We start from the raw sequence: 20480 nt of genomic DNA, 5'->3' as shown, positions 1-20480 counted from the left end.
GATCCAGGTCACCTCGGGTCACATCGGCGGGCCCGGCGGGGTCGAACGGGTGGAGCCGAGACCGGAAGGGGAGTGGCATGGGTGGGTCCGCCTGGCTGGCCGAGCGATTCGAGGCGGAGCGTGCGCACCTGCGGTCGGTGGCCTACCGGATGCTCGGTTCCCTCGGCGAGGCCGACGACGCCGTGCAGGAGACCTGGTTGCGGCTGTCCCGCGCCGACCCCGATGAGCTGGACAACGTGGCGGCCTGGCTGACCACGGTGGTCGCCCGGGTCTGCCTGAACACGCTGCGTACCCGCCACCGGCGCCGGGAGGAACCCCTCGACGTCCGGGTACCCGATCCGTTGGTCGCCCCGGCCGGCCCCGACGATCCCGAGCACTCCGCCGTGCTGGCCGACTCGATCGGCCTGGCGCTGCTGGTGGTCCTCGACACGCTCACCCCGGCGGAGCGGCTCGCCTTCGTCCTGCACGACATGTTCGGGATGCCGTTCGACGAGATCGGCCCGATGGTCGACCGGTCACCGGCCGCCGCCCGGCAGTTGGCCAGCCGGGCCCGGCGCCGGGTCCGCGGCCAGGCCCCGAGCCCGGACCCCGATCTCGCCCGCCAGCGCGAGGTGGTCGACGCGTTTCTCGCTGCCGCCCGCGAAGGCGACCTGGCCGGGCTGGTCGCCGTGCTGCACCCGGACGCGGTACTGCGCTCCGACGGCGGCGCCAGCCGGACCCGCCACACCACCGTGATCGCCGGTGCCCGCGAGGTCGCCGCCCAGGCCACCATGTTCGGTCGGTTCTCCCCGTTCGCCCGACCCGCGGTGATCAACGGAGGCGCCGGGGTGGTCGTCACTGCGGGCCGGCAGCCGCTGTCGATCATGGCATTCACCATCACCGGCGGGCTGATCGCCGAGATCGACGTGATCGCCGACCGGGACCGCCTCAGTCGGCTGGACCTGACCGCGTTCACGGCCTGACCACCTGCCCGGGGCGCGGGGCAGGGCCGTCGGGCGGGCGACGCCGGCACCGGCACGGGGCGGTGCCGGCGTCGCCCGCGGACCTCACGGCACCGGCCGGGCAGCCGGCACACCGCGCGCCGGGCTCAGCGCAGCGAGGCGTACGCCAGCGGGGCGCTGACGCCGTCCCAGCTGCCGGTCAACGTGGCACCGGCCGGGGTGCTGCCGGGGCTGCCGGGGCGTCGGACCACGGCGAGCTCCACGGTGTCGGTGACGATCACCGTGGGGTCGCCGTCCACCACCCGTCGCACGGCCGCGACGCGCGGGACCTCGGCACTGCCGGCGGCGTCGGTGTCGATGTCCATGCTGGGCGGACGCACCTCACGCGCGCCGTCGATCTCGAAATACTCCTGGGCCTGGCCGCTGCCGGCGAGAATGGCGTCGGCAAGTGCGGCGGCGTACACCGGGTCACCGCAGGCGTCGTAGACCCAGCGGGTGCCCAACACCGAGTGCTCCACGGTGCCCACCAGCCATTCCTCGGCGCCGTCGCGCGGAGCGCCATGGTAGGTCAGCGGCACCTGGTGGACCGGGCCGGTGCCGGCGCGGACGAGGAGCGTCTCGATGCCGACCTCTCCGGCCGGGTCGTCGAAGCGGTACGCGGCCACGCGCGCCACCTCGGCGTCGGTGTCGCCCTGGTACCAGTCCCGGCCGGGCAGCCAGGTCGCCAACAGTTCGAGCTTGGTGGGGCGGATTTCCGCGCGGTGCAGCAAGGCCATGCGCGGCATCGTACGTGGTGGCTCGCCGCACCGGCGGTGGTCAGGCCGGGTGCGGCACGGGGCCCAGATTCTGCTCCCAGATCGCGGACATCTCGTCGAAGGCGTGTTCCATGATCTGCACCATCGCGTGCCGGGCGGCGTCACCGTCGCCGCGCTGGATGGACTGGGCGACGTCGGCGTGCAGCTGGAGTGCCTGCTCGTGCGGATGGTGCGGCATCAGATGGTAGTGGTGACGGCCGGTCAGCACCTCGGCGACCAGATCCTGGAGCTTGACGAACATCTCGTTGCCCGAGGCGCGCAGCACCCGCCGATGGAACTCGATGTCCAGGCCCAGGAAGCGCTCCTCGTCGCCGGCCTTGCCGGCGGCCCACATCTTGGCGGCGAGGCCGACCAGGTCGCTCGCCTCGTCGTGGTCGACCCGGTGCGCGGCGAGCCAGGCGGCGTGCGGCTCCACCGCGGTACGCAGCTCGGTGATCGAGCGTAGCTGGGCGATGCGTCCGGCCGAGGCCAGCCGCCAGCGGATGACCTGGGGATCGAAGACGTTCCAGTGATTGGCCGGGCGGATCATGACGCCGACCCGCCGACGGGTCTCGATGAAGCCCATCGACGCGAGCACCCGCAGCACCTCGCGGATCACCGACCGGGACACCGCGTAACGATCGACCAGTTCGTCGATGTTGAGCACGGAGCCCGCCGCCACCTCACCACCGCAGATGGCGGTGCCGAGGTGGTCGAGGACACGTCCGTGTAACCCGGCCTCGGCAGGGGCGGTCTGGGCGGGTGCGGCCACCCCTGGGGAGGTCAGATCCACAGGTGGATCATATCAGTTGGGTCTACCCCTTGTATAAGTCTGCTTTTTCGGCCTAGCATCCGGACGTTAAGCGGATGTAACAGGCCGAGGTCACGCCCCGTCCCCCCGAGGCGCTGGCCAGGACAGAAGGAGAGACGGACGTGGGACGTCGATCAATAGTTGGGACATCTCTGGCGGTGGTCGCCGCCATGACCCTCTCCGCCTGCGGCGGCGGTGAGGACAGCGGTGCCTCGGACACCGTGCGGGTGACGCTTGTCAACCACGTCTGGACCGAGAACATCCGGGCGGCCCTGCCCGAGTTCGAGCAGCAGACCGGCCTCAAGGTCGAGGTGACCCAGCTCGGCGAGGACCAGCTCTCGGACCAGTACAACGTCAAGCTCAACGCCGGCTCCAGCGACATCGACGTGATGATGTACCGGCCGCTCCAGGAGGGCCGGCTGTTCGCCAAGAACAAGTACCTCGCCGACCTGACCGACAAGGCGAAGGAGAACGCCGACTTCGACTTCGGCGACTTCCAGGAGGCGCCGGTGAGCGCCACCACCTACGACGACAAGGTGGTCGGCATCCCGATCATCACCGAGCAGCAGGTGCTCTACTACCGCAAGGACCTGCTGGAGAAGTCCGGCTTCAGCGCCCCGCCGGCCACCCTCGACGAGCTGAAGACCCAGGCCGCGAAGATCCAGGCCGACAACTCCGGCGTCGCCGGCTTCGTCTCCCGGACCGGTAAGGCCGCGGCCGTCACCCAGTTCTCCAGCTTCCTGTACAGCTTCGGCGGCGACTTCGTCGACGGCGAGGGCAAGGCCGCGGTCAACACCGAGGCCGCCAAGCAGGCGTACGCGTACTACGGCGGGCTGCTGCGCGAGCACGGCCCGGCCAACATCAGCACCGACATGAGCTGGTCCGAGGCGATGGCGATCTTCACCCAGGGGCAGGCCGCCTTCTACACCGAGGCGAACTCGCTCTACAAGAACGCCACCGACCCGGGCAAGTCGAAGGTCTCCGAGACCGTCGGGTTCGCGCCGTTCCCGGCCGGCCCGGCCGGCTCGAAGCCGTACAACATCCCCTCCTGGGGGCTGGCCATCAACGAGGCCTCGGAGAACCAGACCAACGCCTGGAAGTTCATCGAGTGGGCGGCCGGCAAGGAGCAGACGCTGGAGCAGCAGAAGGCCGGCGTGCCAGGTGCCCGCACCTCCGTCTGGGAGAACCCGGAGGGCATCGCCACCTACCCGAAGGACATGGCCGACGCGATCACGGTGAGCCTCGCCAACGGCGTGGGCCACGACCGGCCGCTTGTCGAGCGGGTGGCGCAGGCCCGGGAGATCGTCGGACAGCCGATCGTCGACGCCATCACCGGCAGGGACGCCGCGGCCTCCGCCGACGCCGCCAACGAGGGGTTCCAGAAGTTCCTGGACGACGAGGCCCGCTAAGTCCGGGCGCGGGGGTGGTGGGCCGCACGGCTCCGCCACCCCCGTCCGGCCTCCCCACCACGGAGATCTGATGTCAGCTGTAACCGCCCCCAGCCGGACGCCTCGCGGTGCCGGTGTCATGCCCGACACGCCCGGTTGGGCGCGTTGGGCCAACGACCATCGCAAGTGGCTCTTCGCGGCCCCGGCCATGGCCTTCGTCGCCGCGCTGATCATCTTTCCGCTCGCCTGGACCCTGTACCTCAGCCTCACCGACTCCTCGGGCTCCGTGCGCGCCGAGTCGGAGTTCATCGGCTTCCGCAACTACCTGGACGTGCTCAGCGACACCGACCGGTTCTGGCCCGCCGTGGGGCGGACCGCCGCGTTCACCGGCGTCGCGCTCTTCTTCGAGGTAGTGCTCGGCATGGCGATCGCGCTGCTGCTGTGGCGGCCGTTCCGGGGCGAGAAGTGGGTCCGGGTCGCCATCCTGCTGCCGCTGGTCGCCACCCCGGTGGCCGTCGGCATGATGTGGCGGCTCATCTTCGATCCCAACATCGGTCTGGCCAACCAGGCGCTCGGTTGGGTCGGCATCGGCCCGCAGCCGTGGCTGGCCGGGCAGCACACCGCGCTGCCCACCACGATCTTCATCGACATCTGGCAGTGGACGCCGATGGTGGTGCTGATCCTGCTCGCCGGCCTGACCTCGCTCTCCGACGAGCCGCAGGAAGCGGCGATGATCGACGGCGCGAGCGCCTGGCAGCGCTTCCGGCACGTCACGCTGCCGCTGCTGATGCCCACCGTGATCGTCGCGATCCTGCTGCGCGGCATCGACGCGCTGAAGACCTTCGACATCCTCTACGCCACCAAGGGCCGCGGTGGCGGTTCCTTCCACGAGGTGGAGACCCTCAACGTGTACGCCTACGGCCTGAGCTTCGACTACAACGAGTACGGCCTCTCCTCGACGGTGCTGATCCTGTTCTTCCTGATCATCATCGCCTCGATGTGGGCGCTCACCGCCCGGCGTAAGGAGGGCAAGCGATGAAGCCCCGCACCGGGTTCCGGGTGTTCCGCGCGGTGGCGCTTGTGGTCGTGGTGCTCGCGCTGGTGGCGCCGCTGCTCTGGATGGTCGCCGCGTCGTTCAAGACCAACGTGGACATCTACGACTCCAGCAAGGCGCTGGTCTTCACGCCCACGCTCGACAACTACGGCACCGTCATCCAGCAGGCCAACTACGTGCAGTTCATCGTCAACAGCCTCTGGGTGGCCTTCGCGGCGACCGTGTTGTCGCTGCTGCTCGGCGTGCCGGCCGCGTACTCGATGAGCCGGTTCAACATGCGCAAGTCGGCGCTTGTGGTGCTGATGGCCCGGGTCATCCCCGGTGTCTCGCTGCTGGTGCCCTGGTACTACGTCTTCTCGAACCTGCGCATGGTCGGCGGGTTCAGCGTGCTGATCCTGAGCCACATGTTCGTCTCGCTGCCGCTGATCGTCTACATCATGATGGGCTTCTTCGACGGCCTGCCGGACGAGCTGGAGGAGGCGGCGCTCGTCGACGGTCTGACAAACATCGGCGCCTTCCGGCGGATCACGCTGCCGCTCTCCATCCCGGGCATCGCCACCGCCGGCATCCTCTCCTTCATCTTCTCCTGGAACAACTTCATGTTCGCCCTGGTGCTCTCCGGCGCGGACACGAAGACCCTGCCCGTGGCGATCTTCGACTTCGTCGGTTACGCCAGCATCGACTGGGGCGGCCTGATGGCGGCGACCACAGTGGTCACCCTGCCGATCATGGTCATCGCCCTGTTCGTGCAGAAGTACATCGTCTCGGGACTCACCGCGGGCGCGACGAAGGGCTGATCGAGCAATGACCACCATCTCCCGCGTCGAGACCTTCCTCGTCGCGCCCCGCTGGCTCTTCGTCCGGGTGGAGACCACCGACGGCATCGTCGGCTGGGGCGAGGCGACCTGCGAGGGCCGGTCCGAGACCGTACGCACCGCCGTCGAGCAGCTCAGCGAGCTGCTCGTCGGGCGGGACGCGCTGCGTATCGAGGACCACTGGCAGGTGCTCACCAAGGGCTCCTTCTACCGGGGCGGCCCGATCCTGGCCAGCGCCGTCGCCGGTCTCGACCAGGCGCTCTGGGACATCGCCGGCAAGCGGTTCGGTGCCCCCGTGCACCAGTTGCTCGGCGGGCCGGTCCGGGACCGGATCCGGGTCTACGGCTGGGTCGGCGGCGACGAGCCCAGCGAGGTACGCGACCAGATCGCCGCCCGGGTCGAGGCCGGGCTGACCGCCGTGAAGATGAACGCCTCCGGGCGGATGAGCCCGCTCGCCTCGGTCGCCGAACTCGACGAGGTGGTGCAGCGGGTCGCCGCCGCCCGGGAGGTGCTCGGCGAGCACCGGGACGTGGCCGTGGACTTCCACGGCCGGTTCACGCTCGCCAACGCCCGCCGGGTGGCGCCGCTGCTGGAGCCGTACCGGCCGCTGTTTCTGGAGGAGCCGGTGGTGCCGGAGAACTCCCACCTGATCGGGGAGTTCGTCCGCTCCACCACCATCCCGGTCTCCACCGGGGAGCGGCTCTACAACCGGCAGGAGTTCCTGCCGGTGCTCCAGGCCGGCATCGCGGTGGCCCAGCCGGACCTCGCGCACGCCGGTGGCATCACCGAGGTACGCAAGATCGCCGCACTGGCCGAGGTGTACGACGTGCAGCTCGCCCCGCACTGCCCGCTCGGCCCGATCGCCCTGGCCGCCTGCCTCCAGGTCGGCTTCGCCACGCCGAACTACCTGATTCAGGAGCAGAGCATCGGCATCCACTACAACCTCGGCGCCGAGGTGCTGGACTACTGCGTCGACCAGCAGCCGCTGGCCTTCGACGACGGGTACGTGCAGCGCCTCACCGCGCCCGGCCTGGGCATCGAGATCGACGAGCAGGCGGTACGCGCGGCCGACAAACGGGGACACGCCTGGCGCAGTCCCACCTTCCGGCATCCCGACGGCTCGTACGCGGAGTGGTGACCATGACCGACGTGCTCATCACCGAACTCACCACCACCCGGCTGCTGGCGGTCATCCGGGGCACCGACACCGCCGCCGCGATCGCCGCCGGCACCGCCCTGCTCGCCGAGGGCGTCTCGATCGTCGAGGTGGCGCTGACCACCCCGGGGGCGCTGGACGCCATCGCGGCGATCCGGGCGGACGCACCGGCCGGCACGCTCGTCGGCGCCGGCACGGTGCTCACCCCGGCCGCCGTCGCCGACGTGGCGGCGGCCGGCGCGCAGTTCGTGGTCACCCCGGCCGTGGTCGACTCGATCCCGGAGGCGGCCCGCCGGGGCCTGCCCGTCGCCGCCGGTGCGTTCACCCCCACCGAGGCGTACCACGCGGTGCGGCTGGGGGCGAGCGTGGTCAAGCTCTTCCCGGCCTCGGTGGGCGGGGCGGCGTACCTGAAGGCGGTCCGCGACCCCTTCCCGGACCTGCCGTTCGTGGCGGTCGGCGGTGTCGGCCTGGCCGAACTGCCCGGTTACCTGGCGGCCGGCGCGATCGCGGTCGGCGTCGGCGGCCCGCTGGTAGGCGACGCCGCCTCCGGCGGTGACCTCGACGCCCTGCGCGAGCGGGCCCGCTCCTACCGCGCGGCGGTCCGTGCCGCGACGGCGTCATGAGCGGGCGTGCCGGGTCGCCGGGTTCCGGTCGCGTGGCGAGCGAGCCCGCTGCGGTGTCGAGCCCCGGCGGACCGGGCGGCGTCGACGTGCTCACCGTCGGCGAGGCGCTGGTGTCGCTGCGCTCGTCCGGCCCGCTGGCCGTGGGCGGGCCGCTGACCATGCACCTGGCCGGCGCGGAGTCGAACGTGGCGATCGGCCTGGCCCGCCTCGGCCACCGGGCCGCCTGGGCCGGCCGGATCAGCGACGACGAGCTGGGCGAGTTCGTGCTGCGGCAACTGCGTGCCGAGGGCGTCGACACCGCCTGGGTGTGCCGTGATCCGGACCGGCCGGCCGGCCTGATGTTCCTGGAGCGGCGTACCGCCGACCTGAACCGGGTGCGCTACCACCGGGCCGGATCGGCGGGCTCCGCCCTGAGCGTCGACGACCTGAGCGGGCCGCTCGCGACCGGCGCCCGCCTGCTGCACCTGACCGGGATCACCCCGGCGCTCTCCGACAGCGCCCGCGCGGCGGTGACCTGGGCGGTACGCGAGGCGGCGGCCGACGGCATCGCCGTCAGTCTCGACGTCAACTACCGGGCCGGGCTCTGGTCCCGCGAGGCCGCCCGGGCGACACTGGCCCCGCTGGCCGGGTACGCGTCGGTGATCATCGCCTCCGCCGACGAACTGGACCTGGTCGCCGAGCCCGGCGCCGAGGAGGCCGCCGCGGTCGGCGGACTGCTGCACCGGGGCGTCCGGACGGTGCTTGTCAAGCTCGGCGCCGACGGCGCCCGCGGGTACACCCCCGAGGGCGTGGAGCAGGTGCCGGCGGTACCCGTCACCGCCGTGGACACCGTCGGTGCCGGCGACGCCTTCACCGCCGGCTATCTCTCCGGCTACCTCGACGGGTTGTCCCTGGCCGACCGGCTCCGGCGCGCGGCGGCGCTCGGTGCCTTCGCGGTCGCCGGTACCGGCGACTGGGAGGGCCTGCCCCGCCGCGACGAACTCTCCCTCATCACCGGCAGCGCCGCCGGCACCACCCTCCGCTGAGCATCACCTGCGAGAAAGGCACCCCTCGTGAAGATCGTCGCCGCCGACGTCATCGTCTCCAGCCCGGACCGCAACTTCGTCACATTGAAGATCACCACAGCGGACGGCATCACCGGGCTGGGCGACGGCACCCTCAACGGGCGGGAACTCTCCGTCGCCTCGTACCTGCGTGACCACGTCGTGCCGCTGCTGATCGGGCGGGACGCGCACCGGATCGAGGACGCCTGGCAGTTCCTCTACCGCTCGGCGTACTGGCGGCGTGGGCCGGTCACCATGGCCGCCATCGCCGCGGTGGACGTCGCGCTCTGGGACATCAAGGCCAAGGCCGCCGGCATGCCGCTCTACCAGCTGCTCGGCGGCGCGTCCCGCAACGGCATCATGGCGTACGGGCACGCGTCGGGCCGGGACCTGCCTGAGCTGTTCGACTCGATCCGCGCGCACCTCGACCAGGGCTTCCGGTCGATCCGGGTGCAGACCTCCGTGCCCGGCATCAACGCCGTGTACGGGGTGGCCGCCCAGGCCAGCGCCGACGGCAAGCGGTACGACTACGAGCCGGCCCAGCGCATCCCGCTGCCCGCCGAGGAGGACTGGGACACCCGCGCCTACCTGCGTCACCTGCCCGGCGTCTTCGAGGCGGTACGCAACGAATTCGGTCCGGAACTGCCGCTGCTGCACGACGGTCACCACCGGATGACCCCGATCCAGGCCGCCAAGCTCGGCAAGGCCCTCGAACCGTACGACCTGTTCTGGCTGGAGGACTGCACCCCGGCGGAGAACCAGGAGGCGCTGCGGCTGGTCCGCCAGCACACCACCACCCCGCTGGCGATCGGCGAGGTCTTCAACACGGTGTGGGACTACCAGACCCTGATCCGGGAACAGCTGATCGACTACGTGCGCTCCGCCGTCACGCACACCGGGGGCATCACCGCGATGCGCAAGCTGCTCGACTTCGCCGCCCAGTACCAGATCAAGTCGGGTATCCACGGCCCGACCGACATCTCGCCGGTCGGCATGGCCGCCGCGCTGCACCTGGACCTGGCCATCCACAACTTCGGCATCCAGGAGTACATGCGGCACGGGGCGCTCACCAACGAGGTGTTCCGCCAGTCGTTCACCTTCACCGACGGTTACCTGCACCCGGGCGAGCAGCCCGGCCTGGGTGTGGAACTCGACGAGGAGGCCGCCGCCCGGTTCCCGTACCAGCCGGCGTACCTGCCGTTCAACCGGCTCAAGGACGGCACGGTCCATGACTGGTGAGCCGTCGACCCGGCACATCGTGGTGATGGGGGTGTCCGGCGCGGGCAAGACCACAGTCGCCCACGGCATCGCCGCCGCGACCGGGCTCACCTTCGCCGAGGCCGACGAGTTCCACTCCGCGGCGAACGTGGCCCGGATGCGGGCCGGCGTACCCCTTGACGACGAGGCTCGCTGGCCGTGGCTGCGGGCACTGGCCGACTGGATGGCGTCCCGGCACCGGGAGGGCGTCTCGACGGTGCTGGCCTGCTCGGCGCTCAAGCGTTCCTATCGGGACGTGCTGCGGCAGGGCCCGCCGAACGTGGAGTTCGTGCACCTGGACGGGCCGACCGAGGTGATCCGGCAGCGGATGTCGCTGCGTGCCGGTCACTACATGCCGGCCAGCCTGCTCGACTCGCAGAACGCGACCCTGGAGCGGCTCTGGCCGGACGAGCAGGGCATCGTCCTCGACCTCCAGTCGTCCTCGACGGCGCTGGTCGCCTCGGCGGTCGGCGACCTCGGCCTCGCCGTACGCCAGGTGTCGACCACCGAGTTCCGGCCGTAGCCTCCCGTACCGCGCCGATCCGGAGCCACAAGCCCCGGATCGGCGCGGCGGGTCCCGCTCGCGGTAGCACGCACGACGTCACCGCGGGCGGGTTTCGGTGTTTCCCGGCTCGCCCCGGCCTGCGCGGGTCACCATCAAGCGCAGCGCGAGAGGGAGACGACGGCGGGTGGGCGGGCGTGCGGGAGACAGCGGTTGAGCCGAACGTCGGTGGTGACGCCAACCTGGCCGAGCAGGTGTGGCGCAACGCCGTGGCGGACGCCGACGGCGTGCAGTTCGTCCGCCCCGACCCGGATCCCCGGTCGTGGCCGGTCCGCCGCTCGGCGGGCGGCGGCCCGCTGCCGGTGACCTGCCGGCAGTTCCGCGACGACGTACTGGCCCTGGCCCGTGGCTTCCTCGCCGCCGGGGTGGCCCACGGCGACCGGGTCGGCCTGCTCTGCCGCACCCGCTACGAGTGGACCCTCGTCGACTACGCGCTCTGGTCGATCGGCGCGGTGACCGTGCCGATCTACGACACCTCCAGCGCCGACCAGATCCGCTGGATCCTCGACGACTCGGGCGCGGTCGCCTGCGTGGTGGAGACCGCCGAGCACGCCGCCACGCTGCACGGGCTGCGCCGGGACCTGCCCGCGGTGCGGCAGACCTGGCGGATCGACGCCGGTGATCTCGTCGAACTGGCCGCTCAGGGCGGCGACGTCGACGCGGCCGAGGTCGACGCCCGCCGGGGCCGGATCACCGGTGCCGACATGGCGACAATCGTCTACACCAGTGGTACCACCGGCCCGCCGAAGGGCTGCGTGCTGACCCATCGCAACATCTCCGTCGACGTCCGCAACGCCACCACCGTGCTGTCGCAGCTGCTGCACCCGGGCGCGACGACCGTACTGTTCCTGCCGCTGGCACACGCCTTCGCCCGGCTGATCCAGGTCGGCATGGTGTACAAGCGAGCCACGCTTGTGCACAGCGCCGACATGTCCGGAGTGCTCGATCAGTTGCGCCGGTTCCGGCCCACCTTCATCCTCGCCGTGCCCCGGATGTTCGAGAAGATGCACGACCAGGCCCGGCGGGCGGCCGAGGACGGGCACCGCGGCTGGCTGTTCACCGTCGGCGAACAGATGGCTGTGCGGTACAGCCGGGCGCTGGACCGGCCGGGCGGGCCGGGTCTGCCGCTGCGCCTGGCGCACCTGCTGTTCGAGTTCGTCGGGTACAGCAGGCTGCGCGCCGCCCTCGGCGGGCGGTGCCGGATGGCCATCGTGGGCGGGGCGCCGCTGGGGGAGCGGCTGGGCCACTTCTTCCGGGGTGCCGGCCTCACCGTGCTGGAGGGCTACGGGTTGACCGAGACCTCTCCGGCGTTGGCGGTGAACCTACCGACTGCGATGCGGATCGGCACGGTCGGTCGCCCCTTGCCGGGGGTGCGGATCCGCATCACCGACAGCGGGGAGATCCTCGTCCGCAGCCAGGTGGTGTTCGCCGGCTACTGGAACAACCCGGAGGCCACCCGGGAGGCGTTGACCGAGGACGGCTGGCTGCGTACCGGCGACCTCGGCCGACTCGACGACGACGGCTTCCTACGGATCACCGGCCGGACCAAGGAGATCATGGTCACGGCGGCGGGCAAGAACCTCGCGCCCGCGCCGATCGAGGAACGCATCCGGGCGCATCCGCTGGTCAGTCAGTCCATGCTGGTGGCCGACGGGCGGCCGTACGTGGCCGCGCTGGTCACCATCGACCCGCAGGCCTGGCAACGATGGCGGGACGCGCACGGGCATCCCGGTGCGTCGGTGGCGCAGCTGCGCGACAATCCGCAGTTGCGTGGCGCGATCCAGGATGTGATCGACGAGGCCAACCGGAGCGTCTCGCACGCCGAGCAGGTGAAGACGTTCCGGATCCTGCCGCGGGACCTCACCGAGGCCGACGGCGAGCTGACCCCCACCCTCAAGATCAAGCGTGAGGTGGTGCAGGAGCACTTCGCCGACGACATCGCCGCCCTCTACCGAGGCCACTGACCTGTTCCCTCCCGCACGTGCCGTCCTCGCGCTGCCTTGCCGTGGCTGCTCGCCGCTCTGGCGTTAGGAAGGGGCCCTTCCTATACACCAGGTGTTAACAAGGGGCCCTTCCTTACACCTCAGCGTTGGGCGGTCGGGGACGGGGGAGCGCTGCCGCCCTGGGGCGCCTCCAGCGACATCAGGTCCACGATGGCCTTGCGGTCGGCCGCCGACGGCAGTCCCCAGTCGGGTCGGTAGCCGAACACCTCGCGCAGCGGGGTGGAGGTGGTGCGGCCGCCGAGAATCTCGACGGAGTCCGCGTCGATCAGACCCGGGTGCTCCACCCCGCACGCCTCGGCGACCTTCATCAGGTCCCGCCGCAGGGTCTTGATGTAGTGGGCGGCGCGGACCGCCTTCGAGGCCGGGTCCAGGCCCCGGGTCAGCCAGGCGTTCTGGGTGGCCACGCCGGTGGGACAGGTGTCGGCGTGGCACTTCTGGGCCTGGATGCAGCCGATCGCCAGCATGGCCTCCCGACCGACGGCGAGCATGTCGCAGCCGAGCGCGAAGGCGACCACCGCGTTGTCGGGCAGGCCGAGCTTGCCGGAGCCGACGAAGACCACCTGCTCGTGCAGGTCACGCTCGGCGAAGACCGAGTAGACCCGGGCGAAGCCCTGCTGGAACGGCAGCGACACCGAGTCGCTGAAGATCAATGGCGCGGCGCCGGTGCCGCCCTCGCCGCCGTCGATGGTGACGAAGTCGACGCCCCGGCCGGTGTCGCGCATCAGGTCGGCGAGTTCGGTCCAGAAGTCGAGGTCACCGACGGCGGACTTGATGCCGACCGGCAGCCCGGTCTCGGCGGCGAGCAGCTCGACCCAGTCGAGCAGGCTGTCGCAGTCGGAGAACTCGGCGTGCCGGGACGGGCTCACGCAGTCCCGCCCGACCGGGATGCCCCGGGTGGCGGCGATCTCCGCCGACACCTTCGCCGCCGGTAGCAGGCCGCCGAGGCTGGGCTTGGCGCCCTGGTTCAACGCCTCGACCGCCGGACCGGAGAGCGAGCCGAAGCTCATCCCCGAGATCGACACCACCGACTCGGGACGGAACGCGCGGGCACGTCCGCGCGGACCACCGAGCACCTTCGCGCACGGCAGCCGCACCTCGTGCCCGATCGTCGGCGCGGACGGCGGCACCGTGCGGCCGAAGGTCCGGTGCTTGATGATCGGATAGCCGGGCGTGTGCTCGATGTCGTTGTCGGTGCCGAAGCCGAAGTAGTTGTTCTGTTGCTTGGCCGAGGCGTACACCCAGCGGCGCTGGTCGCGGGTGAACGGGCGTTCCTCGTCGTTGCCCGCCACGATGTACTGCCGCAGCTCCGGGCCGACTGACTCCAGCAGGTAGCGGGCCCGGCCGAGCACCGGGAAGTTGCGCAGCAGCGCATGCTCCCGTTGCAGCAGGTCACGGGCGGCGAGCGCGGCGAGTGCGGCGACGGCGGCGGGTACGGCGTGACGGGCCCATCTCATCCCGCCACACTTTCCGCCACCGGCCCTGGTCAAACGTGCTGCGGCGCAGCTCGACGCCGGTCACCGCGGGACGGGCGCGGGCGGTGCCGGGATTCCGTCACTCCTCGATCGCCCCGCCGACCCGACGCAGGTGACGCCGGAAGGTAAGCGACTCGTCCGCCGCGCGGGCGGCCAGGTAGTCGGCGAAGCCGGTCTGCTCGCGCAGCGTCTCGCCGGCCCGGATCCGGCGGGCCTGCTCCCGCTCGGTACGGCCGATCCGCTCGGCCATGTCGAGCACCTGCGGGACCCGGTCGGCGGCGACGAACAGCACCCCGTCGTCGTCGGCGAAGACCACGTCGCCCCCGTCCACCAGGTGCGGGCCGAACCGCGCACTGGTCAACGTCTGCGGCACCCGTTCGTCGAGCCGCAGCGGCCCGAGCGGGCAGGCGCCGTAGCTGAACACCGGCACGCCGATCGCGGCGAGTTCGCTGGTGTCCCGGTGCAGCCCCCACACCAGCACCCCGGCGAGCCCGGCCGCGGCGGCCTCCAGCACCGCCAGGTCGCCCACGCACGCCTCGTCGGTCCGGCCCGCGTTGTCGATGACCAGGACGTCGCCGGGGGCCGCCGCACCGTACGCCTCCAGGAACACGTCCACGCTGCCGTGGTGCCGTACCGGCAGCACCCGACCGGCCAGCCGGTGGCCGGCGACGACCGGCCGCACGCCGACCGGCGCCACCCGGGGCGACACCGACAGGCGTACGCAGGCGTCCGCCACCAGCGGCGTGGACAAGTCCGCGAAACGTTCCAGCATGGGCTGCCCCTTCTCACGACGGTGCCGGCCCGCCATCGTAGGAGCCGGACCCGGTGCTGCGGCCAGGTCCAATTCGCCGGTCCTGGTCCACCCCGACCCACCGACAGCGCCCGGTACGCGAGCCGGTCGCTGAGCGCCGCGACCACCTTGGGTGAGCAGGCACGGACGTTTCTCCCGCGCAGCGCCGGGGTAGGTCGGCCGGACCAACCACCCACCCCCTGTGGAGGACCATCCGATGCGAGACAACTTCGGTGACGCGGTGGGGGACACCCTCCGGTCGATCCTGCTCTTCCTACCCAAGGCCGTCGCCTTCGTGGCGATCCTGGTGGCCGGCTGGCTGGCCGCCAAGGCGGTGCTCAAGCTCGTCGACCGGCTGCTGGAGCGCGTCGGCTTCGACCGCGCGGTCGAGCGCGGCGGGATCCGTCGGGCCCTGGCCCGGTCCCGCTACGACGCCAGCGACATCGTCGCCCGCCTCGCCTACTACGGGGTCCTGCTGCTCACCCTCTACCTGGCGTTCGGCATCTGGGGACCGAACCCGATCTCCGATCTGATCGCCGGTGTGATCGCCTGGCTGCCACGGGCCTTCGTCGCGATCGTCATCGTGGTGGTGGCCGCCGCCATCGCCGGTGCCGTCAAGGACATCATCTCCGGCGCGCTCGGCGGCCTGTCGTACGGGCGGCTGCTGGCCACCATCGCCTCGGCGTTCATCCTCGGCCTCGGCATCATCGCCGCGCTCAACCAGATCGGCGTCGCCACCGCCGTGACCACCCCGGTGCTGATCGCCGTGCTGGCCACCATCGGCGGCATCCTCGTGGTCGGCGTCGGCGGCGGGCTGATCCGGCCGATGCAGAAGCGTTGGGAATCCTGGCTGTCCCGCGCCGAGCTGGAGTCGCGGAGCATCGCCGAGCACGCCCGCGCCTACTCCGCCGCCCGCCGCGACGCCGCGCCCTCCGGCGCCGCGCCCCGTGACGCTGACTCGCCGGCCTCCGCCGGTCCGTCGGCCTACGACCCGGAGGCCACCCAGATCGTCACGCCCACCGGTACGGACAGCGAAACGACCGCCCCGCTGCCCCGCCAGCACTCCGCGCCTCCGGCACAGCAGGACGACCCGACCACGCCGCTGCCGCGCCCGGCCGACTCGGACGCCACCCAGGTCACCTCGTCCGGCCCGGACGTGCCGGCGCAGCGCAGCGCCGACGACAGCGAGTCGACCATGATCCTGCCAAGGCCCGACGAGCGGCGCTGACCAGTCCCGCTTCCGTCTCACACGGCTTCCGGCGGCGTCCTGGCACAGCAGGGCGCCGCCGGTTAGCATCACGCCATGAACTGGCCACGTTAATTTTTCCGTCGAGGCCGTGGGCCGCCAGCGGTCGCCGTAGCACCGGCGTCCGTCATCCGTCCCACCCGAAAGGCCTCGATGATCCCCACCCCGAAGGGTGCCCGCAAGCTGGCGGCCACCCTCTACGCGTACGCGTTCCTGACCGACCTGGTCCTGCTCTATCCGGTCTACGCGCTGCTCTTCGCCGACACCGGTCTGTCGGTCGGGCAGATCTCCGCGCTCTTCGTGATCTGGTCGCTGACCGGCCTCGCGCTGGAGGCGCCCTCCGGTGCCTGGGCGGACGCGACCTCCCGGCGTCGGATGCTCTGCCTCGCACCGCTCTGCGCCGCCGCCGGCTTCGCCCTCTGGACCCTCGCGCCGTCCTATCCGGCGTTCGCCGCCGGCTTCGTTCTCTGGGGAGCGGGTGGTGCGCTCGCCTCCGGCGCACTGGAGGCCCTGGTCTTCGACGAACTCGACCATCTCGGCGCCGCCGACCGGTACGCCCGCACCATCGGGCGGGCCCGCACGGCCGGCACCGTCGGCGTACTCGTCGCGATCCTGCTGGCCGGGCCGATGCTGGAGGTGGGCGGTTACCTGGCCGTCGGGTGGGCCAGCGTCGCGGCCTGCCTGCTCGCCGCGACCGTGGCGACCCGCTTCCCCGAACACCGTACGAGCGCCAGCGCCCCGGCTGCCGGATCGTCCACCGGGCCCGACTCGTCCGGGGCCGACGCCTCCGGGCTCGACGCGGCCGGAGCCGCCGACGACGAACCCGGCTGGTGGCAGGGGCTGCGCATGGGGTTCGCCGAGGCGCACCGCCACCGTCCGGTACGCGCGGCGGTGCTGCTGGTGGCGGCGGTGGGCGCTGTGTGGGGCGCGCTGGAGGAGTACACCCCGCTGCTGGCCCGGGACACCGGCGTCGGATTGTCGACGATTCCGCTGCTGCTCCTGCTTGTCACGCTGGGGCAGGTCGCCGGCGGCCTGCTCGCCCCGCTCGGCCAGCGACTCGGCACCGGCGGGTACGCGCTGCTGCTTGCCGGTTCGGCGCTTGCCCTGGCCGGCGGGGCGTTGCTGCGGCAGTGGAGCGGGTTCCTGCTGCTGGCGGCGGCGTTCTGCGGCTTCCAACTGGCGTCGGTGCTGGCCGACGCCCGGTTGCAGGAACGGATCGGCGGCAGCGCCCGGGCCACAGTCACCTCGCTGGCCGGGCTGGCCACCGACCTGACCGTCATCGCGGTGTACGCCGGGTATGGCCTGGTGGCCGGCGTGGCCGGCAACCCGGTGGCGTTCGCGGTCGGCGCGGTGCCCTACCTACTGGTCGCGGCGCTGCTGCTGGCCCGCCGCCGGGTGGACGCCCAGGTAGACCCAGCGTCCGTCCTCGCGGACGAAGCGGCTGCGCTCGGTCATCGTGCCGGGTCGGCCGCCCTCCCGGTAGTGGGCCCGGAACTCGACGGTGCCGGTGGCATCGAAGAGTCCGCCCGCCTCGGTGCCGACGATCTCCAGACCGGTCCAGGACTGGGCCGGATCGAGGCGCAGCCGGGCGGGCCGGGTGCTGGGATGCCAGCTCCGTAGCAGGTACTCCGGGTCGCCGACGGCGAAGGCCGCATATCTGGACCGCATCAGCGCCTCCGCCGTCGGCGCGTCGGCCTCGCCACGGTGCAGGCGCCGACAACAGTCCGCGTACGGCAGACCCGGCCCGCACGGGCACGGGGTCTGCTCCGTCGGCTGGCTGTTTCGTCCGTCTCGTCGGGCCACCCGGTCATCCTCGCCGCTGCGCGATCGTCCGGGCGCACCGGGGCACCCGATCGGGTCGGACATCGGAGGCGTTGGATGGTACGTTGCGTCGATGGCGCGGTCACCGGCAATTGCCCTCGCACCAGGCGTCTGGCGCATCCCCACCGCCGGCCAAGCAATGATCAACTCGTACGCGCTGGTCGGCGACGACGGTGCCGTCACCCTGGTCGACTGCGGCTTGAAGCGCGCGCCCGCCCGGATCGTCCGTGGGCTGGCCGCGATCGGCAAGCAGCCCGCCGACGTCACCCGGATCGTGCTCACCCACGCCCATCCCGACCATGCCGGCGGCGCCGCCGAGGTGGTCCGCCGCACCGGCGCGCCCCTGGCGCTGCACGCCGCCGACGTGCCCTACGCCGAAGCCGGCGAGTCGCCGCCGCGGGATCCGGCCATCACCGGCGCCCGACTCTTCGCCCGGCTCTCCTCTGGACGCTTTCCCGCGTTCGAGGTGGCGCAGCCGCTCGCCGACGGGGAACTGCTCGACGTCGGCGGCGGGCTGCGCGTGGTGCACACCCCGGGCCACTCACCGGGTCACGTCTCCTTGCTGCACGAACCGACCCGGCTGCTGATCACCGGCGACGCGCTGTTCAACGTGGCCGGCATCCGATGGCCGGTGAAGTTGTTCTGCACCGACTTCCGGATGACCCAGCGCACCGCCCACGTGCTCGGCGAGTTGGAGTACGACCTGGTCGCCTTCACCCACGGGCCGGAGATCCGCGATCAGGCCCGGGAACGGGTACGCGGCTTCCTCACCCGCCTGTCCCGGGAGTAGCCGCCGATCAGCGGGCACCGGTGCGAGCGCTGCGCCGGCTGCCGAACGACTCCATCGTGGTCGCCTTGCGCGGCGGCGTCGTACTGGCCGCGCGGGAGCGGGAGGCCGCCGCCTGCGTGGCCGAGGTCTTCCTCGTCGGTGCCTTCTTCGCCGTACCCTTCTTCGCCGGTGCTTTCCGGGCCGTGCTCTGCTTCGCGGGTCTCGTCGCGGCAGTGGCCTTCCGGGCAGGTGCCTTCGCGGCCGTACGCTTCCGCGCCGGTGCCTTCGCGGCGGTGGTGGCCCGCTTGGCCGGCGCCTTCTTCGCCGTGCTCTGCTTCGCAGGGACCCTCGTGGCGGTAGCCCCGGTCGCCTTCGCGGCGGTGGCCTTGGTCGCCTTCGTGGCGGTGGCTGTGCCGGTCGTCGCCTTCCGGCCGGCCGGGGCCTTCTTCGCGGCGGTGGCCTTCGCGGTGGGCCGGCGGGTCGGCGCGGCCGTCGCGGAGACGGCCTTCTTGCGGGCGGTGCGCGGAGACGTCGGCGTCGGCCTGCCGCCCGGCGTTTTCGCGGCCGTGGCCCCGGTGGCCCGTCGCGTCGCCGTGGCCACCTTCTTCGCCGCCACCTTGGCCGGCGGTGGGGCCTTGCGCGCCCCGGTGTGCTTGCGGGCCCGTCCTGCGTGCGCCATCGTCGCTCCTCGGGATCTACGTGGCGCACGGTCTTCCCGGCGCTGGGTCGGTCAAACACCCACGACCCGACACCCGGGCATCCTGCACTCGGTCACCGGCGTCGTCGTCCGCACCGGGTCAGAGCCGCGCGGCGGTGATCGCGTGACGGCGTCGCCGGGCCAGGATGACGAGGCCGCCGAGCGCGTTGGCGAGCAGGACCGCAGCACCGGCCACGGTCATCACGCCGTCGCTGGCCCGGCCGTCGACCCGGTCGCCGCCGGTCGCAGTGATCGTGAGGGTCGCGGTACCGGCCGGAGCCCCGTCGCCGCAGACCGCCGTCACCGTGTACCCACCCGGCGCAAAATCGGTGGTACGCAGTTCGGCGCTCGATGCGCCGCCAGGTCGTGCGGTGCTGGACCGTACCGTCCGAACCTGATCGGCCGCCTGGTCCCGGCCGGGCCCGTTGATCCGGAACATCGCCGTACCGGACGCCGGATCGCAGTTCGTCGCGGTGAGCGTGACGGTCTGCCCGACCGGCACGGTTGACGGCGAAACGGTACCGCCGCCCAGCACGGTCCTGTCGGCCAGCACGGTCCTGTCGCCCCGCGCGGTGCTGTCGCTCAGCGCGGTCCTGTCGGCCCGTGCGGTGCTGTCGGCCCGTGCGGTGCTGTCGGCCAGCACGGTCCTGTCGCCCCGCGCGGTGCTGTCGCTCAACGCGGCACCCGACAGCAGCAGGCTGACGGCAGCACCACTCGCCACGCGTACGACAAGGCTTGTTGCCTTCATGCGCGTCCCTCCCTGCTCGAAGGCCGTGCTCGCGGGACCGGCCCCAGCCACCGCCGCCGCCTGCGACCACTGGATTGCCGAATCCCCGTTACCGTCCGGTGTCCACCCGCCAGCCGGGACAGCGCGCAGATTCCTGGCCACGGCCCGCTTCCGCGGTCTGCGTCTCCCGGCCGGCCTAGGTTCGGTGTCTGGTCGTGGCCGGCACTAGACTTGATGTCCGTTATGGGAGGTTTGACATAGCGTGCCTGCTTCGGACGGTTCGGCGGCCGGCTGCCGGAAGGCCACTGCGGCACCCCGCGCGCGGGCGTGACCGCCGGCACTCGCCGGCCGGAATCGGTGCCGCCTGCCAGGCGTTACACCTGACGACCGCCGGAGCAGGGCTGAAGGAGTCGAGGTGCCCCAGCCGGATCCCGGGACGCGGAATGATCCGGCCCGGTCGGTCGTTGAACATGGTCCGGACGTCGTGAGGGCTTGCGGTTCCGCCGAGTTG

Annotated in this window: 19 protein-coding genes and 1 pseudogene; 13 read left to right on the top strand and 7 right to left on the bottom strand. The window is 72.0% G+C overall.

Annotation, left to right across the window (positions count from 1 at the left end; translation table 11 throughout):
• Window positions 1-77: 77 nt before the first annotated feature.
• Window positions 78-962, top strand: a complete 885-nt coding sequence (gene sigJ, locus AC507J_RS16735; protein WP_496290065.1) for an RNA polymerase sigma factor SigJ — start codon at window positions 78-80, stop codon at window positions 960-962.
• 125 nt (window positions 963-1087) lie between these two features.
• On the opposite strand, the gene AC507J_RS16730 is transcribed toward sigJ, so the two are convergent.
• The gene (locus AC507J_RS16730; protein WP_496290064.1) at window positions 1088-1717 is read right to left on the bottom strand and encodes a CG0192-related protein; all 630 of its coding nucleotides are present in this window, start codon (window positions 1715-1717) and stop codon (window positions 1088-1090) included.
• A gap of 40 nt (window positions 1718-1757) precedes the next feature.
• Window positions 1758-2528: a FadR/GntR family transcriptional regulator gene (locus tag AC507J_RS16725; protein WP_496290063.1), complete on the bottom strand. Its 771-nt coding sequence runs from the start codon at window positions 2526-2528 to the stop codon at window positions 1758-1760.
• A gap of 188 nt (window positions 2529-2716) precedes the next feature.
• Between AC507J_RS16725 and AC507J_RS16720 the strand changes: the two genes are divergently transcribed.
• From AC507J_RS16720 to AC507J_RS16680, 9 genes are all read left to right on the top strand, one after another.
• Window positions 2717-3955, top strand: coding sequence for an ABC transporter substrate-binding protein (locus tag AC507J_RS16720; protein ID WP_496290062.1), 1239 nt, complete (start codon window positions 2717-2719; stop codon window positions 3953-3955).
• A gap of 70 nt (window positions 3956-4025) precedes the next feature.
• Complete coding sequence (locus AC507J_RS16715) at window positions 4026-4973, top strand: carbohydrate ABC transporter permease (protein ID WP_496290061.1); 948 nt, start codon at window positions 4026-4028, stop codon at window positions 4971-4973.
• Window positions 4970-5785: a carbohydrate ABC transporter permease gene (locus tag AC507J_RS16710; protein ID WP_496290060.1), complete on the top strand. Its 816-nt coding sequence runs from the start codon at window positions 4970-4972 to the stop codon at window positions 5783-5785. Before AC507J_RS16715 ends, AC507J_RS16710 begins: the two co-directional genes overlap by 4 nt.
• Window positions 5786-5792: 7 nt before the next feature.
• Window positions 5793-6941: a galactonate dehydratase gene (gene dgoD, locus AC507J_RS16705; RefSeq protein WP_496290059.1), complete on the top strand. Its 1149-nt coding sequence runs from the start codon at window positions 5793-5795 to the stop codon at window positions 6939-6941.
• Window positions 6942-6943: 2 nt separating this feature from the next.
• Window positions 6944-7582: a bifunctional 4-hydroxy-2-oxoglutarate aldolase/2-dehydro-3-deoxy-phosphogluconate aldolase gene (locus AC507J_RS16700; RefSeq protein WP_496290058.1), complete on the top strand. Its 639-nt coding sequence runs from the start codon at window positions 6944-6946 to the stop codon at window positions 7580-7582.
• Window positions 7583-7614: 32 nt separating this feature from the next.
• Complete coding sequence (locus AC507J_RS16695; RefSeq protein WP_496290057.1) at window positions 7615-8607, top strand: sugar kinase; 993 nt, start codon at window positions 7615-7617, stop codon at window positions 8605-8607.
• A gap of 27 nt (window positions 8608-8634) precedes the next feature.
• Window positions 8635-9864, top strand: coding sequence for a D-mannonate dehydratase ManD (gene manD, locus AC507J_RS16690; protein ID WP_496290056.1), 1230 nt, complete (start codon window positions 8635-8637; stop codon window positions 9862-9864).
• A complete protein-coding gene (locus AC507J_RS16685) occupies window positions 9854-10405 on the top strand; it encodes a gluconokinase (RefSeq protein ID WP_496290055.1) in 552 nt (183 codons plus the stop codon). The genes manD and AC507J_RS16685 overlap by 11 nt, the downstream gene beginning before the upstream one ends.
• 176 nt (window positions 10406-10581) lie before the next feature.
• Window positions 10582-12408, top strand: coding sequence for an AMP-dependent synthetase/ligase (locus tag AC507J_RS16680; protein WP_496290054.1), 1827 nt, complete (start codon window positions 10582-10584; stop codon window positions 12406-12408).
• 119 nt (window positions 12409-12527) lie between these two features.
• On the opposite strand, the gene AC507J_RS16675 is transcribed toward AC507J_RS16680, so the two are convergent.
• Window positions 12528-13901: a glutamate synthase-related protein gene (locus AC507J_RS16675; protein ID WP_496290053.1), complete on the bottom strand. Its 1374-nt coding sequence runs from the start codon at window positions 13899-13901 to the stop codon at window positions 12528-12530.
• A gap of 97 nt (window positions 13902-13998) precedes the next feature.
• The gene (locus tag AC507J_RS16670) at window positions 13999-14691 is read right to left on the bottom strand and encodes an RraA family protein (RefSeq protein ID WP_496290052.1); all 693 of its coding nucleotides are present in this window, start codon (window positions 14689-14691) and stop codon (window positions 13999-14001) included.
• Between the two features lie 235 nt (window positions 14692-14926).
• On the opposite strand from AC507J_RS16670, the gene AC507J_RS16665 reads away from it, so the two are divergent.
• Together AC507J_RS16665 and AC507J_RS16660 are read left to right on the top strand one after the other, a co-directional pair.
• Window positions 14927-15937, top strand: a complete 1011-nt coding sequence (locus tag AC507J_RS16665) for a mechanosensitive ion channel family protein (protein ID WP_496290051.1) — start codon at window positions 14927-14929, stop codon at window positions 15935-15937.
• A gap of 171 nt (window positions 15938-16108) precedes the next feature.
• Window positions 16109-17359, top strand: a pseudogene (locus AC507J_RS16660) (MFS transporter); the annotation flags it as partial.
• On the opposite strand, the gene AC507J_RS16655 reads toward AC507J_RS16660, so the two are convergent.
• Window positions 17315-17623: a YchJ family protein gene (locus tag AC507J_RS16655; protein WP_496290050.1), complete on the bottom strand. Its 309-nt coding sequence runs from the start codon at window positions 17621-17623 to the stop codon at window positions 17315-17317. The pseudogene AC507J_RS16660 and the gene AC507J_RS16655 sit on opposite strands and share 45 nt — an antisense overlap.
• Window positions 17624-17849: 226 nt before the next feature.
• Between AC507J_RS16655 and AC507J_RS16650 the strand changes: the two genes are divergently transcribed.
• The gene (locus AC507J_RS16650; protein WP_496290049.1) at window positions 17850-18566 is read left to right on the top strand and encodes an MBL fold metallo-hydrolase; all 717 of its coding nucleotides are present in this window, start codon (window positions 17850-17852) and stop codon (window positions 18564-18566) included.
• Window positions 18567-18573: 7 nt separating this feature from the next.
• On the opposite strand, the gene AC507J_RS16645 is transcribed toward AC507J_RS16650, so the two are convergent.
• A complete protein-coding gene (locus AC507J_RS16645; RefSeq protein WP_496290048.1) occupies window positions 18574-19224 on the bottom strand; it encodes a hypothetical protein in 651 nt (216 codons plus the stop codon).
• Between the two features lie 118 nt (window positions 19225-19342).
• Complete coding sequence (locus AC507J_RS16640; protein WP_496290047.1) at window positions 19343-19990, bottom strand: hypothetical protein; 648 nt, start codon at window positions 19988-19990, stop codon at window positions 19343-19345.
• Window positions 19991-20480: the final 490 nt, after the last annotated feature.

This window comes from Micromonospora sp. PRAS1 (assembly GCF_059553435.1).
The sequence above is the reverse complement of the archived record's forward strand: the minus strand, read 5'-3'. Positions and strand labels throughout refer to the sequence as shown.

What these genes read in the sequence shown, in the direction of transcription:
- AC507J_RS16685 (WP_496290055.1), top strand. Translation starts at nt 9,854, where the DNA reads ATGACTGGTGAGCCGTCGACCCGGCACATCGTGGTGATGGGGGTGTCC.
- AC507J_RS16670 (WP_496290052.1), bottom strand. Translation starts at nt 14,691, where the DNA reads ATGCTGGAACGTTTCGCGGACTTGTCCACGCCGCTGGTGGCGGACGCC.
- AC507J_RS16730 (WP_496290064.1), bottom strand. Translation starts at nt 1,717, where the DNA reads ATGGCCTTGCTGCACCGCGCGGAAATCCGCCCCACCAAGCTCGAACTG.
- AC507J_RS16640 (WP_496290047.1), bottom strand. Translation starts at nt 19,990, where the DNA reads ATGAAGGCAACAAGCCTTGTCGTACGCGTGGCGAGTGGTGCTGCCGTC.
- AC507J_RS16700 (WP_496290058.1), top strand. Translation starts at nt 6,944, where the DNA reads ATGACCGACGTGCTCATCACCGAACTCACCACCACCCGGCTGCTGGCG.
- AC507J_RS16650 (WP_496290049.1), top strand. Translation starts at nt 17,850, where the DNA reads ATGGCGCGGTCACCGGCAATTGCCCTCGCACCAGGCGTCTGGCGCATC.
- AC507J_RS16720 (WP_496290062.1), top strand. Translation starts at nt 2,717, where the DNA reads ATGACCCTCTCCGCCTGCGGCGGCGGTGAGGACAGCGGTGCCTCGGAC.
- sigJ (WP_496290065.1), top strand. Translation starts at nt 78, where the DNA reads ATGGGTGGGTCCGCCTGGCTGGCCGAGCGATTCGAGGCGGAGCGTGCG.
- AC507J_RS16665 (WP_496290051.1), top strand. Translation starts at nt 14,927, where the DNA reads ATGCGAGACAACTTCGGTGACGCGGTGGGGGACACCCTCCGGTCGATC.
- AC507J_RS16715 (WP_496290061.1), top strand. Translation starts at nt 4,026, where the DNA reads ATGTCAGCTGTAACCGCCCCCAGCCGGACGCCTCGCGGTGCCGGTGTC.
- AC507J_RS16675 (WP_496290053.1), bottom strand. Translation starts at nt 13,901, where the DNA reads ATGAGATGGGCCCGTCACGCCGTACCCGCCGCCGTCGCCGCACTCGCC.
- AC507J_RS16710 (WP_496290060.1), top strand. Translation starts at nt 4,970, where the DNA reads ATGAAGCCCCGCACCGGGTTCCGGGTGTTCCGCGCGGTGGCGCTTGTG.
- dgoD (WP_496290059.1), top strand. Translation starts at nt 5,793, where the DNA reads ATGACCACCATCTCCCGCGTCGAGACCTTCCTCGTCGCGCCCCGCTGG.
- AC507J_RS16655 (WP_496290050.1), bottom strand. Translation starts at nt 17,623, where the DNA reads ATGCGGTCCAGATATGCGGCCTTCGCCGTCGGCGACCCGGAGTACCTG.
- AC507J_RS16645 (WP_496290048.1), bottom strand. Translation starts at nt 19,224, where the DNA reads ATGGCGCACGCAGGACGGGCCCGCAAGCACACCGGGGCGCGCAAGGCC.